At 43.6% G+C, this 14,375-nt stretch carries 13 protein-coding genes and 1 tRNA gene; 4 read left to right on the top strand and 10 right to left on the bottom strand.

The features are described 5' to 3' along the window. Window positions 1-27: 27 nt before the first annotated feature. On the bottom strand, window positions 28-1,050 hold the full coding sequence (gene epmB, locus FCV43_RS15410; protein ID WP_136995686.1) for an EF-P beta-lysylation protein EpmB: 1,023 nt from the start codon (window positions 1,048-1,050) through the stop codon (window positions 28-30). 33 nt (window positions 1,051-1,083) lie between these two features. On the opposite strand from epmB, the gene efp reads away from it, so the two are divergent. Beyond that, window positions 1,084-1,650 (top strand): elongation factor P, encoded by a 567-nt coding sequence (gene efp / locus FCV43_RS15415; RefSeq protein ID WP_017053383.1) that lies wholly within the window; start codon window positions 1,084-1,086, stop codon window positions 1,648-1,650. Window positions 1,651-1,822: 172 nt separating this feature from the next. Here efp and frdD read toward each other — a convergent pair whose 3' ends face one another. From frdD to frdA, 4 genes are read right to left on the bottom strand one after another with little or no spacing between them, the layout of a single operon-like run. Continuing rightward, window positions 1,823-2,200, bottom strand: coding sequence for a fumarate reductase subunit FrdD (gene frdD / locus FCV43_RS15420; protein WP_017053384.1), 378 nt, complete (start codon window positions 2,198-2,200; stop codon window positions 1,823-1,825). 10 nt (window positions 2,201-2,210) lie between these two features. Further along, complete coding sequence (gene frdC, locus FCV43_RS15425) at window positions 2,211-2,594, bottom strand: fumarate reductase subunit FrdC (RefSeq protein WP_017053385.1); 384 nt, start codon at window positions 2,592-2,594, stop codon at window positions 2,211-2,213. 1 nt (window position 2,595) lies between these two features. Then, window positions 2,596-3,369 (bottom strand): succinate dehydrogenase/fumarate reductase iron-sulfur subunit, encoded by a 774-nt coding sequence (locus FCV43_RS15430; RefSeq protein WP_136995687.1) that lies wholly within the window; start codon window positions 3,367-3,369, stop codon window positions 2,596-2,598. Continuing rightward, the gene (gene frdA, locus FCV43_RS15435; protein WP_017053387.1) at window positions 3,369-5,186 is read right to left on the bottom strand and encodes a fumarate reductase (quinol) flavoprotein subunit; all 1,818 of its coding nucleotides are present in this window, start codon (window positions 5,184-5,186) and stop codon (window positions 3,369-3,371) included. Before frdA ends, FCV43_RS15430 begins: the two co-directional genes overlap by 1 nt. Before the next feature lie 274 nt (window positions 5,187-5,460). Here frdA and epmA point away from each other — a divergent pair, with 274 nt between their 5' ends. Then, window positions 5,461-6,432 carry an elongation factor P--(R)-beta-lysine ligase gene (gene epmA, locus FCV43_RS15440; RefSeq protein ID WP_136995693.1) on the top strand — a complete coding sequence of 324 codons (972 nt, stop codon included), beginning with the start codon at window positions 5,461-5,463 and terminating at the stop codon, window positions 6,430-6,432. Between the two features lie 80 nt (window positions 6,433-6,512). Here epmA and FCV43_RS15445 read toward each other — a convergent pair whose 3' ends face one another. The 5 genes from FCV43_RS15445 to rsgA form a co-directional block, all read right to left on the bottom strand. After that, the gene (locus FCV43_RS15445) at window positions 6,513-7,397 is read right to left on the bottom strand and encodes a DMT family transporter (protein WP_136995688.1); all 885 of its coding nucleotides are present in this window, start codon (window positions 7,395-7,397) and stop codon (window positions 6,513-6,515) included. Window positions 7,398-7,543: 146 nt separating this feature from the next. Then, complete coding sequence (locus FCV43_RS15450; RefSeq protein WP_136995689.1) at window positions 7,544-9,424, bottom strand: methyl-accepting chemotaxis protein; 1,881 nt, start codon at window positions 9,422-9,424, stop codon at window positions 7,544-7,546. 259 nt (window positions 9,425-9,683) lie between these two features. Further along, the gene (locus tag FCV43_RS15455) at window positions 9,684-11,099 is read right to left on the bottom strand and encodes an SLC13 family permease (protein WP_136995690.1); all 1,416 of its coding nucleotides are present in this window, start codon (window positions 11,097-11,099) and stop codon (window positions 9,684-9,686) included. 212 nt (window positions 11,100-11,311) lie between these two features. Then, window positions 11,312-12,193: an archaetidylserine decarboxylase gene (gene asd / locus FCV43_RS15460; RefSeq protein WP_136995691.1), complete on the bottom strand. Its 882-nt coding sequence runs from the start codon at window positions 12,191-12,193 to the stop codon at window positions 11,312-11,314. 115 nt (window positions 12,194-12,308) lie between these two features. Beyond that, on the bottom strand, window positions 12,309-13,364 hold the full coding sequence (rsgA, locus tag FCV43_RS15465; RefSeq protein ID WP_136995692.1) for a small ribosomal subunit biogenesis GTPase RsgA: 1,056 nt from the start codon (window positions 13,362-13,364) through the stop codon (window positions 12,309-12,311). Window positions 13,365-13,514: 150 nt separating this feature from the next. Between rsgA and orn the strand changes: the two genes are divergently transcribed. Next, window positions 13,515-14,060 (top strand): oligoribonuclease, encoded by a 546-nt coding sequence (gene orn / locus FCV43_RS15470; RefSeq protein WP_017053394.1) that lies wholly within the window; start codon window positions 13,515-13,517, stop codon window positions 14,058-14,060. Window positions 14,061-14,239: 179 nt separating this feature from the next. Beyond that, window positions 14,240-14,315 (top strand) — tRNA-Gly (locus FCV43_RS15475). Window positions 14,316-14,375 lie beyond the last annotated feature (60 nt).

A 14,375-nucleotide genomic window follows, 5' to 3' on the forward strand; every position in this document is an offset into this window, starting at 1 on the left:
ATTAGTAGTGACGATAAAAATATCGACTTACTCTAAATGCAGATCGAGTGGTGTTTTGCTTTTTCTTCCTCCTATCTCCCGTGTGAGCTTTGGCACTAGGTAGCCAGACACTTGCTCCATCACTTCTGCCATTATTTTTTTCGCCTCATTATCTGAGATATAAAAATGAGCAGCGCCTTGAACTTTGTCTAATACATGCAGGTAGTATGGCAATATACCAGTATCAAATAGGGTATTGCTTAAGTTGACTTGTGCTGATGCTGAGTCGTTGACACCTTTTAGCATGACTCCTTGGTTGAGAAGAGTGACATTGGCTGCTTTGAGTTTCGCGAGCCTTCCTTTTAGCTCAGCGTTGATCTCGTTGGCGTGGTTGATATGCGTAACTAGGATCGTCTGTAGCGATGTCTGTTTGAGTATGGAGCATAGCTCATCAGTAATTCTAGCGGGAATCACCACCGGTAATCGACTATGAATACGCAGACGTTTGACGTGAGGAATCTTTTCTATTTCGGCCACTAACCATTCAAGTTCGTGATCTTTCGCCATGAGAGGATCGCCACCTGACAATATGATTTCATTGATCTCAGGTTGCTGAGCAATATAGCTAAGGCTCTGCTGCCAAACTTGTTTGCTGCCTTTGTTTTCTTGATAGGGAAAATGGCGACGGAAGCAGTAGCGACAATTAACGGCGCAGCCACCTTTCACTATCATTAATGCTCGATTCTTATATTTATGCAGTAACCCTGGTGTTTCGTTGCCTTGCTCTTCCAGTGGATCTGTGGAGTAGCCAGGGTGAACTTCAAACTCTTCGCTTAGAGGAAGCACTTGGCGTAGCAATGGATCGTGAGGGTTGCCTGTTTCCATACGATCAATGAAGCTTTGTGGCACACGTTGAGCAAATAAATGTTTCGCTTCGAAGCCTTTTTTCCAATGCAGAGGGTCAATTTCTAGCTGTTCTAGGAGTTTTGCGGGGTCTGAGATCGCATTCGATAGCTGTTTGAGCCAGTTTTGCTCAACAGATTCGGCTTTTCGGGTTATTATATGCGGCATTGAAATTAACTCAAAGATGTGGAAGATATAATCATGGCGACAGTAAGCACCAATGAATTCAAAGGCGGTTTAAAGTTCATGTTAGATAACGAGCCTTGCTCAATTATCGACAATGAATACGTTAAGCCAGGTAAAGGCCAAGCGTTTAACCGTGTAAAACTTCGTAAACTGCTGTCAGGCAAAGTGTTAGAGAAAACATTCAAATCAGGTGAAAGCTTCGAGCTTGCTGATGTTGTTGATATCGAATTAGCTTACCTATACAACGATGGCGAATTCTACCACTTTATGGACAATGACACATTTGAACAAATCGCCGCTGATGTAAAAGCTGTGGGTGATATGACTAAATGGTTGGTTGAAAACGATGTTTGTACTCTAACATTGTGGAATGATAACCCTATCACGGTTACTCCACCAAACTTTGTTGAAATCGAAGTAACAGAAACTGATCCTGGCCTAAAGGGCGACACTCAAGGTACTGGTGGTAAACCAGCTACGCTTGCAACAGGTGCTGTTGTTCGTGTTCCTCTATTCATTGCGATTGGCGAAGTCGTTAAAGTTGACACTCGTAGCGGTGAATACGTTGGTCGTGTGAAGTAATCTTCTTTAAGTAAGGTTACTAAGCATAAAGGTCACTTCGGTGGCCTTTTTTGTTACCTGAAACATTTTTGTTATCTGTACTTTTTTATCTGAAACCTATAGTTATCCGGAAAATGGATAAAAAAAGAGCCCAGTAACGAATGACTGAGCTCTTTGATTTTCTATCTATGAATTAGATCATGAAGATGAAAATAACCGCTAATGCTGAGATTAAGCCAGCAAAGAAGTAACAAGCAATTTTGCCTGCAACACCTGCATGAATCTTAAGATCGTGCATACCGTGATGTACGCGGTGCATTGCATGCCACATTGGCAACGCTAGAGTACCGATAATGAATAGAGCGCCGATGATGCTCGTTGCAAATTCAGATACACGTTCGTAGCTCATCGCTTCAGCATCAATAATACCCAGAGGAGCAAGGATACCAAGAACCAAAATAGTCACTGGTGTGATCATTGCAAACCATGAACCGCCAGCGCCAAACAAGCCCCACCATACTGGTTCATCTGAACGTTTTGGGTTTTTATTTACCTGATAATTGTTAGACACACTCAGCTCCTTAAACCACAATGAGAACAATCAGTGAAATGAACGCAACAGCGGCCCACTGAGTTAGAACGATAATCTTCTTATCGACAAGTTTGCCTTTTATGCGAATAGGCATTACTTGAGGCATCATGCTGAAGAAGGTTTGCGCGTGTAATAGGCTACCTAATAGAGCGACGATGTTAATCGCCACAACAATTGGGTTTGCCATAAAACCTAACCACGTATCCCATGCTTCAGGGCCTTTTACTAAGCTACCTAAACCAAAGGTCAGGAACAGAGTAAATAGGATCAAAGGTAATACAGTGGCTTCACGCATCATGTAAAAACGGTAGAAAGAGCTAGATTTCCACCACGTGCGCTTCATTTCACGAACATAAGGCTTACGATTAGTCATCTTATGCGTCCTCTTTGCTTGTTTCTACTGATGTTGGTTGGCCATCAGGTTTAAGCATTGCGATCACGAAATCCATTGAAGATTCGATTTTGCCTTGGTTTACCGCTGCCGCAGGATCAACGTTCTTCGGACAAACTTCAGAACAGTAACCGACGAAAGTACAACCCCAAGCACCGTTTTCACCATTGATAAGCTTCATACGTTCAGCTTTACCGTTATCACGGCTATCAAGGTTGTAACGGTGAGCCATCGTTAATGCCGCAGGGCCGATGAATTCAGGGTTTAAACCAAATTGCGGACATGCTGCGTAGCACAGACCACAGTTAATACAGCCAGCGAACTGTTTGTATTTCGCCATTTGCGCAGGCGTTTGGTTATTTGGACCATCTTCTACAGTGCGGTCATTACCAATGATGTAAGGCTTAATTGCTTCTAAACGCTCAATAAATGGCGTCATATCAACGATTAAATCTTTCTCAATAGCAAAGTTTGCTAGAGGCTCAATGGTTACGCCATCTGGATAATCACGTAGGAAGCTCTTACATGCTAATTTTGGAACGTTGTTCACCATGATGCCGCAAGAGCCACAAATCGCCATACGACAAGACCAACGGTAAGATAGGTCTTTGTCTAGGTTGTCTTTGATATAGCCAATTGCATCAAGCACTGACATGGTTTCATCAAACGGTACATCAAAAGATTGCATGTACGGTTCGTTATCTTTTTCAGGGTCGTAGCGCAGAATGTCTACTTTTTGGATACGATTTGCTGACATTATTTTTGCTCCTCGGCAGACTGTTCTTGGTTTGCTTTCGCTTCTTCAGCTGCGGCTTTCTCGGCAGCTTCACCATACAGACGTGCTTTTGGTTGCGATTTAGTAATAGTTACACCGCTGTAATCGATCGTTGGTGCAGCGTCTTCTTGGTAGAATGCTAAAGAGTGCTTGAGGAAGTTAACATCATCACGTTCTGTGCAACCTTCATCTAGACGTTGGTGTGCACCACGAGACTCTTTACGAAGGATTGCTGAACATGCCATTGCTTCTGCCACTTCAAGGCCGTATCCCACTTCAATTGCATAAAGAAGGTCAGTATTGAATACTTTGCCTTTATCTTTAATGCTGATGCGTTTGTAACGTTCTTTTAGCTCGCTGATCTTATCGATCGTCGCTTGCATTAAATCTTCTTGACGGTAGATACCACAACCCGCTTCCATGGTGTGTCCCATTTCAGTACGGATTGTTGCCCAGTTTTCGTCGCCTTCTTGATTCATCAAACCTGCAATACGATCTTCAACCGCTTTTACTTGCTTAGCGATAGACTCATCGTTCCAGCCTTTGAATTCTGCTGCACGTTTCACGGCGTTTTCACCGGCAACTCGACCGAATACAACGAATTCTGCTAGAGAATTAGAGCCAAGACGGTTTGCACCGTGAAGACCAACTGAAGCACATTCACCTACTGCAAACAGACCTTTAATGCGAGTTTCACATAGGCCGTCAGTTTCAATACCACCCATGGTGTAGTGAACGGTAGGACGAATTGGAATCGGTTCTTTTGCTGGGTCAACGTTAACGTACGCTTTTGCCAATTCACAAATGAATGGTAGACGTTCTTGCAGGTAATCTTCACCTAGGTGACGAAGATCTAGGTGTACAACATCACCTAGTGCATGCTTGATTGTGTTGCCTTTTTGCTGCTCATGCCAGAATGCTTGAGATACTTTGTCTCGTGGGCCAAGTTCCATGTACTTGTTCTTTGGCTCGCCAACGGGTGTTTCTGGTCCCATGCCGTAATCTTGTAGGTAACGGTAACCATTTTTGTTGACGATAATACCGCCTTCACCACGACAACCTTCAGTCATCAAGATGCCTGTACCTGGTAAGCCAGTTGGGTGGTATTGAACAAATTCCATATCACGCAGTGGAACGCCGTGACGATAAGCCATCGCCATGCCGTCGCCCGTTACGATGCCACCATTTGTATTACAGTGGTAAACTCGACCTGCGCCACCTGTTGCTAATACAACAGATTTTGCTTTGATCGTAACCAGTTCACCTTCCGACATATGGATAGCGATAAGGCCTTGAACTTCGCCGCCTTCAACCAATAGGTCAACCACGAAGTATTCATCAAATCGGTTAATTTGATCGTATTTCATCGATGTTTGGAATAGAGTGTGAAGCATGTGGAAGCCAGTTTTATCAGCTGCGAACCACGTTCTTTCGACTTTCATGCCTCCAAATCGGCGTACATTGACGTCGCCGTTCTCTTTACGACTCCATGGGCAACCCCATTGTTCCATTTGAACCATTTCACGAGTTGCACTTTTTACAAAGTATTCAACAACATCCTGTTCACATAGCCAGTCACCACCGCCAACGGTATCGTTGAAGTGATTGTCTAGGCTGTCTTCTTCCTTGATAACTGCTGCTGAACCACCTTCTGCAGCCACCGTGTGAGAGCGCATTGGGTAAACTTTAGAAATCAGAGCGACCTCTAAGTCAGGGTTTGCTTCTGCGGCTGCGATTGCAGTACGTAAACCAGCGCCGCCAGCGCCGATGACTGCGATATCTGTGGTGATAGTCTTCACAGTTATCCTCCAGTGTATGTGAGTTTTAAATTAACTCACTTGTTATAGTAAAAGGCTTGCTTATCGAGTTTTTTAATAATAAGCCTTAAGTGGTAGTGGGTATTCTAAAAGAGCCATGTGAACAAAAAATTGATGCTGCTAGGTTTTTTCTTCGGTAGTGAAATCGTAAGCATACTATTTGTTTTTTGTGTGATTTGAATCACATTCAATTGTGGATTTATTGGATGGTAGCGTTAGAATTCGCATAACTTTTGTTTATGTGTAACTCGATATGATTGGTTCAGATTGGCAACCCTCCGCTTCAATAGCTAAATTACAACAACGTGCATTATTGCTGGCTTCAATTCGACAGTTTTTTGCAGAACGTCAGGTTCTTGAAGTTGAGACACCTGCGATTAGTCATGCAACCGTAACGGATGTACACCTACATACTTTTCAAACTGATTTTATTGGCCCTGGCTATGCTGACGGTAGTCATCTTTATCTGATGACCAGTCCTGAATTTCATATGAAACGCTTACTGGCGGCTGGGAGTGGTTGTATTTACCAGATAGGAAAAGCATTCCGTAATGAGGAGAATGGTCGCTATCATAATCCTGAATTCACGATGTTGGAGTGGTATCGAGTTGGATTTGATCATCATGATCTAATGGCTGAAATGGACGCATTATTACAGCAAGTTCTTCAATGTGAAGCTGCTGAGAAAATGACGTATCAGAACGCATTTTTACAGGTTCTAGGGGTTTGCCCACTTGAAGCGTCGATGCAGCAACTTAAAGTTGTGGCGAATGAATTAGGCTTGAGTGATATTGCGGAGCCAGAAGAGGATAGAGATACACTACTGCAACTTCTGTTCAGCGTTGGGGTTGAAAACAAAATTGGATTGCAAGTTCCTGCCATTGTGTATGATTTCCCTGCGTCACAAGCGGCATTGGCTCGAATTAATAAGCAAGATCCGAGAGTTGCCGATCGTTTTGAAGTCTATTTCAAAGGTATTGAGCTTGCGAATGGTTTTCATGAGCTTGATGATGCAAAAGAGCAATTGGCTCGGTTTGAAGCGGATAATCAAAAACGAGTGGAGATGGGATTATCACCACAGCCTATCGATCACCACTTGATTGCGGCGCTGGAGGCTGGATTACCAGCATGTGCGGGCGTTGCTCTGGGGATCGATCGCTTAATTATGCTCGCGTTGAATTGTGATCACATTGACGATGTCACGGCATTTCCGTTCCCAAAAGCCTAGTCATCGGTCAATATAGAGTGACTGATTAAAGCCATTGCACTTAGCGTGTTCTGGCTTTTTTTGTTTTCAGTATTCGATTTCTAGCTCACCAATATTCCCGTTCCGACAACGGCTAAAATCGCCCCGCACCACGCATATCGATTGGGTCTTTTTTTTGTATATACCCAGAGAAGAGGCAACAGCATGATAGGTGTGGTAGAAGAGAGCAGGGCGACCATTCCTACGTTTCCTTCTTGTAGCGCATACAAAATCAGAGTCATACCCACGGCCATTGCTAAAAAGCCATTGAGAGCGGTGATCCCTAGCATCTTTCCTGTCATTGGGTTTGTTGGACGAGCCAACTTCGCGCCACTGAGACGGAATAGACTGTGGGCAAGAAAAGCGGTGATCATACGAATGGCAGATGCTGCAACGGGATCGATACTTGTCTGCATGACGGGTTTAGCAATAATTCCCCCTAAAGCTTGGCATATCGCGGCGGTAAGACCTAATCCGACGCCCACCCAAACCTTCCCTTTGATTGATTCCAGTTCATGGGTATTCGCTTTTTTTCCGAAGAAAATGGCGGTGATGACTCCTAAGAAAACCAATACGGCCCCAACAAGCTCAGTGCCTTGCATGGTTTCGCTAAATAGGAAGTACCCTAAAATGGCAGAGAAGACCGCATGGCAAGAGAATAGAAGCCCTGCTTGCCTTGGACCCATTCGATTTAAACAAGCGAAAAGAGCGGTGTCACCGATAAAAATGCCAATTAAACCTGACAGCATCATTGGAGTGATAAGGTGAGGTTCAACGCTTGACCACCCTCCAGTCGCAAAAGCCATGGATGAAAGAATTAAAGCGGTGCAACCCATACGCCAACGGCTATAGGCAAATGTTCCAAGATGACGAGCAGGAGAGACAGATAATAGGCTTGAGATCGCCCATAGAAAAGCCGCTGCAAGCGCTAACCATTCAAATCCCATGTGAACAACATCCTTGTGATTGGGATAAATTAGCTCATAAATATGCATGAAACCGAGCTGAGAACAAAGCGATTCTTATGAAAAGGATCGCTTTGTTTCAGTCTCGGTAGCGGTATTACGGATATTAAAAGATGTACGTTTGGGCGTTATACCTTAAAACGTTCCACATCTTGACGCATAGATTCAGCGGCTTTGCTCATATCGTTCGAGCTATTACGGCTACTCTCTGCTTGATGGGCAAGATCGTCAGAAGCATCTTTAATACCTTGGGTGTTACGGCTGATATCTTCACTTACCGCGCGTTGCTCTTCGGCAGCACTTGCGATTTGTAGAGCCATATCATTGATTTCAGTGATTGCTTGAGTGATTTTGGTTAAGCTGCCATGCGCTTGCTCAGCAAAGCCAACGCTGTTCTCTGCCAGTTGAGTACTGGTTGTCATGCTTTCAACGGCATGTTCAGTATTCTTCTGCAGAGTATCAATCATAACGCGGATCTCTTCTGTTGAGCCGTGCGTTCTTTGGCTGAGTACTCGTACCTCATCAGCAACTACAGCAAAGCCTCGACCTTGCTCACCAGCGCGAGCCGCTTCGATTGCCGCATTTAATGCAAGTAAGTTGGTCTGCTCAGCAATACCTTGGATGGTTGATAGGATCTGGTTGATGCTTTGCGCGTTACTTTCTAGTTCTCGAATAACGTTAGCGGCATCTTCTACCTGAGTTGCAAGACCAGTAATTGCATCGCGGTTTTGTTGAATCACTTCTTGGCCTTCATTACATGCGGTTGCTGATGCTTGAGACGCTGATGCGGTTAATTCTGCGTGGCTTGCTACTTCTGCCGCCGTTGCTGACATCTCATGGATAGCCGTTGCTATTTGATTGATATCGTTTTGCTGGTTTTCAACTCGAATTGAAGATTGAGTGGCCAGTTGATTCGCTTGCTCGGCATGATTGTTTAAGTCATGGCTGTGCTCAATGACTCCTTTTAGCATGCTCTGCATTTGGCTTAAGAACTGGTTCACAAGCTCGGCAAGTTTTCCAATCTCATCCATGCGAGTAATATCAATACGCTGAGTCAGATCGCCTCGGCCCTGTGCGAGTTGAGTTAGAGCTTCAGATAATGTTTGTAATGGGTAAAGCAAGCGGTTGATGACCATAGTACTTGCGATTGAAATGACGATGTACAAAATAAATGAAGTTAGCGCGATGAACTGGATAGCATCAGATACCGCAGAAAACGCCATCTCTTTATCGATAACAATACCCAGTGACCAATCGGTATTCGGTACATTGGCGATGTAGATCATCTTCTCATTCTGTTTAGGCCAAGCGAGAGTCGTGATCGTTTGGTTTTGAATCAGTTGTGAAACTTTGCTTGCCGTAAGTTCAGGGTTCAGACTTGTTAGTGGTTTTTGGCTTAACTCTTCATCACTGTAAGCCACGATGTTGTTGTTACCATCGACCAAGAATGCAAAACCATCGTTATCAAGTTTTACGTTAAGAACGGCATCAATAATGCTCGTCACGGTTAAGTCAGCGGCGAGAACACCTTTTTGTTCACCGTTAAATGCTTTGGCGAAACTGATGACAATGCTGCCATCAAAGTCTTGATAAGGTTCAGTAATAATGAGCCCTGACGCTGCATTTGCATCTTTATACCAAGGGCGAGTTCGTGGGTCGTAGCCTGCTGGCCAATCTTCACCCTTATCACCGTATGCGATAGTGCCATCACTAAACCCGGCGTAGACAGATAAGAATTGCCCCGCTTGCTTGGTGATGAGGAGTTCGCGATCTGAATTTTCATTGCTAGAAACGGTTGGTTCATTCGCAACCATCATATCGCTACGAATAGAGAGCCAATCGGCAATATAGTTGGTTGTACTTACACTTACATTCTTCATTTCTTGGCTAATCGCAACTTCAGTCTCTTGGGTGAGCTGATTGACGGAAATCCAAGCTTGAGCGCCACTAACTACGGCGATAATAACCGCTATTGCGATTTGAATTTTAAATTTGATGGTATGCCTCAAGGTCTATTCCTCCCTCTTAGAAAATCGATAGTCAAAATGATGCATGGTGCTGGTGGATGCGTGATTGACGCGCGTGTAGTGTCGTTGTATTGATGTATAAAAAATGTGTTTAGAATCAAATAAATCCAAACCTATAAGCGGTTTGTTGGATAAAATGTGAAGCGAAATCACAGTTGTCTATTAAATTAAAATCGCGGTTATGTAGGCTTATAAATGTTACATGCTCATTCAAGCCTACGTATATCTCACTATTGATAATTTAGGTAATAACGAGGGCGGCAATATAAACAATGAGTAAGCCAATTACGCCCATGATTAAACCTGTTTTTGCCATGTCCTTACTTTCGATAAGTCCTGTTGAATAAGCCAAAGAGTTTGGTGGCGTAGAGACCGGAAGGATCATCCCTAATGACGCGGAGAAGGCGACAACAACCAGTAAACCTTGCAACCCACCAATGCTGACTAAGCTTTCCATTGATGCTCCAATCGCGGCAGCAATGGGCATTAATAAGTTGGCGGTGGCGGTATTCGACATGAAGTTCGCCATTAACCAACAGATTATCGATAAGGTGAAAACCACCGACATTGGAGAAAGAGATTCATAATCAATAGCGTGAGCAAGCGCTGCGGCTAGCCCTGTTTTATCTAAACCGATCCCGATAGCAATACCACCTGCAACTAACCACAATACATCCCAGTTAATCTGCTTAAGCTCCTCTTTGCCCATGATCCCAGTCAGCGTAAATACGGCTAGCGGGATAATAGAAACCACATAGGTATTCATCCCATGTAGTTTAGTCGTCATCCATAGAATAATGGTGGCCGCAAAGGTGACATAGACGACGATCGCGCGCCAACTTTTCTTGAATTTTCCGTCGAGTTTTAAAATCATCTCTTTCTCTGACGATGGAAAGAATTTCTGCAATAAAAACCAAGCGATGGTGAGTTGGATAATGACAAAAGGTAGCCCCATCATCATCCATGAAAGGAAATCGATACTGTTTTCACCGGTTAAATATTGAAGAGCGATGGCGTTTGGAGGGGTTCCTATTGGTGTGGCTATGCCACCTGTATTCGCGGCAATCGGAATACATAAAACCAATGCTTTTATACCTAAATCACCTCTTGGTGCAGACGCGACGATGGGGCCGAGTAGCGCCAGCATCATAACCGTGGTCGCGGTATTGGACATAAACATAGAGAAGACAGCAGTGATCAACATGAGCCCAAGCATAATAAAGCGAGGCTGGGTACCAAAAGGTTTGAGTAACACTCGGGCTAAGTTGTTGTCGAGTTCATATTTGGAGGCTGCAATCGCAAGAGCAAATCCCCCCATAAATAGAATAATAATAGGAGACGAAAATGCACTGAATATGTCGGTGTATTTCATTAACTCTCCAAGATCATGTCCCGCAGGGGGCGATCTAAAAAGATGAAGCCCTTTGTCTGAGATCATCACTAGCTCTAAAGCGATAATGAGAATTGAGGTGGCAAATACGGGAACAGGCTCAAGCACCCACAAAAGAGCGGCAAGTAGGAAAATAGCGAGTAGTCGATGCTGAATTAAAGTGAGGTCGTCGATAGGGATAGCATCTATTGGCATAAAGAGCACAGCTAAGGGGATTGAAAAGCAGACTAGCAGCTTCAACAGCACTCCTGAACGTAATTTCGGCATAGATGACCAACCTCATAAATAAATGAACTCAAAATAGAATAAATTATCAACGATTTAGGTACCTAGACGGGAGTATGACTTTTACAAACTCGTAGCATATTTCGGTGAGAGGTTTGTCTTTGGTCAAGAAAATGAACTGATGCTTTTGTCGATAGATATAAAAAAGTTGATACCGAAGTACCAACTTTTTAAAGAGAGTTAAGGATGGTTGGTTACGCTTGTGTCTTATTTTCAGCACTCTTAATCTGTGCGTAAGCGGTACCCATTACGGTCGCTTCACCATTTTTCATTGATTCATCAAATTGAATCGAATCCTTAGCAAAAAGGTTGATAACAGTAGAGCCAAGTTTAAAGCGGCCCATTTCTTCACCTTTCTTCAAGCTCACAGCGGTATTGCCTTGTGATGGATAGTCCCATTTGTAAACGGAATTACCGCGTGGAGGGGTGATGGTTCCCGCCCATACTTGTTCGATGCTTCCTACAATGGTTGCGCCTACAAGAACTTGAGCAAGAGGACCGAATTCAGTATCGAAGATACAGACAACACGTTCGTTACGAGCAAATAGATTCGGAACATTTTCTGCAGTTAATGGATTGACTGAGAAAAGGTCGCCAGGAACATAAATCATCTGGCGAAGCGTACCGTCACATGGCATGTGAACACGGTGGTAATCGCTTGGCGATAAGTAAAGTGTCGCAAATTCACCATCTTTAAACTCTTCAGCAAGGTTAGCGTCGCCGCCAAGTAGCTCCTGTGCTGAGTAATTGTGGCCTTTCGCTTGAATTAACTGACCGTCAGTAATTGGTCCGAATTGACTAACGCGAGCATCTGCTGGGTGAGAAATTACCGTTTCACCTTCAGCGATTGGGCGCATGCCTTCTTTAAGCTCACGGACAAAAAATTCGTTGAACGTTTTGAAATGTTTAGGATCGCTGTGCAGAGCTTCATCCATGTTGACTTTGTATTGCTTAATAAACCAATTAATAATCGCGGTGGTTAAAGCGCCTGCTTTTGCAGATGCAATTTTACCGACTAGGCGAGTTAGCCCGTGCTGTGGAATACAGTATTGCAATCCAACTTTGATTTTATCCATGGTGCGAGTTTCCAGTGCTCTATGTTTAGGTTTTAAAAGAGGATGCCCAGCCTACAATGAGTAGGCGTGGTATCAGTTGTTCATAATATGGTGCTTATTTACCGATATTCTAGTCTTAGAGGTCAGCTTTTTTTCCACGAGAATACTGACGATTCGCTTTGTTTTCACCCATGCTTTCGATGATGCGGTGATAATTATCAAATCGTAGCTTGCTTATTTTCCCGCTTTCTACGGCTTCTCTTAGGAGGCAACCTGGATCGTCCATGTGCGTACAATCTCTAAATTTGCATCCCCCTAAATATGGGCGGAACTCGATGAAAGCTTCTGTGATCTCTTCGGGTTCAAGGTGCCATAAACCGAACTCTCGAACTCCAGGGGAGTCAATTAAATCACCACCAGATGGAAAATGGTATAAACGAGCAGCCGTCGTAGTATGTTGACCAAGCCCTGAGTTTTCAGAAACCACGCCCTCTTCAATATCGAGAGTTGGCATTAATGCGTTAACCAGACTGGATTTACCTACGCCTGATTGACCTACGAAAATATTAATTCTGCCTTTAAGTTCAGCTTCAAGCTCAGGAATGCCGTAGCCAGACTCTTTACTGACAAGAAGCACTTTATAGCCAATTTTTTCATAAGCTTTTAATGTTTCTTGGTATTCAGCGATCTGCTTCTCTGTTAGGAGGTCGACTTTATTAAGTACGACAAGTGGGGCTATGTTTACTGTTTCTGATGCAATTAAGTAGCGGTCAATAATGTTAAGGGATAGCTCTGGTAACACGGCTGATACAATGATCATTTGGTCAACGTTTGCTGCAACAGGCTTTAGGCCATCATAGTAGTCGGGGCGAGTTAGCATTGATGTTCTTGGCTCAACGGCTTCAACAACACCAGAAATACCAGCCATTGATTCCAGACCTGCGCGCCAAATGACCTTGTCGCCAGACACTAAAGTTTCAATACTACGGCGTAAGTTACAGCGGTGAACTTCATTGGTTTCTAGATCTTCAATGTCAGCATGTTGCCCAAAGCGAGTGATCACTAAACCACGTTTAGTGCCGCCCAGCATGTTTTCGTCCCACTGAACAGAGTCTTCTTTTTTAAGTCGCTTATTCTGGTTGCTGCGTACGCGTCGTACTTGACCTTTGGTTAACTTTTTCTTTTTAGCCACAATTTTCCACTTAACACATCTAAATTGATGATTGAGTACTCAACGCTATGTTATTGACACTACGATATTTCGGTCGTGCTAAACCTAGTTTGAGTATACATATTTGGGTATAGTACCTCTTTTATACCTAAACAAATAGGCAGCTCCCTTATGTCCTTTAGCGATCAGAACTTAATTTGGGTCGATCTGGAGATGACAGGCTTAGATCCTGAAACTCATAAAATCATTGAAATTGCATCCATTGTTACCGATAGCGAACTAAATATTCTAGCAGAAGGGCCTGTTTTGGCTATTCACCAATCTGATGATGAATTAGCGAAAATGGATGAGTGGTGTACGACAACGCATACCGGTAGCGGCTTAGTTAAGCGAGTTCAAGAGAGCCAAGTCACCGAGCAAGATGCAATTGATCAAACGATCGCGTTCTTAGAAAAATGGGTCTCAAAAGGAAAATCGCCAATTTGTGGGAATAGTATTGGGCAAGATCGTCGCTTCCTTTACAAACATATGCCTGAATTAGAGCAATACTTTCATTACCGTTATATCGATGTGAGCACTTTGAAAGAGCTGACTCGTCGTTGGAAACCAGAGGTTCTTGATGGCTTTTCAAAAACAGGTAGCCATTTAGCGCTGGACGATATTCGTGAGTCGATTGCGGAATTGCAGTACTACCGTAAAACAATTATTAGTATCTAGTTGATTGTAAAAGCGGGTTTTATGGTACGCGTCATGGTTACACTTGGTTAAAAAATGCGTTTTTTGCATGCTTTTCCATCAAAATAGTAGAAAATTAATTTTTTTTGAAGGAAGGACTTGCATCACAAAAAAATGCTCTTATAATTCGCAGCCCTGAACGACGAAAGACGTTTCAGTTTGCGATACTAGCTCAGTTGGTAGAGCGCAACCTTGCCAAGGTTGAGGTCATCGGTTCGAACCCGATGTATCGCTCCAATTTCTCTCTTTGAGCCTTGCTCAGAAAGAGTTGGAAAAGCGTCATTGTCTTAAACAATG

This window comes from Vibrio genomosp. F6 (assembly GCF_005146325.1).
In the GTDB taxonomy this organism is placed as follows: domain Bacteria; phylum Pseudomonadota; class Gammaproteobacteria; order Enterobacterales; family Vibrionaceae; genus Vibrio; species Vibrio cortegadensis.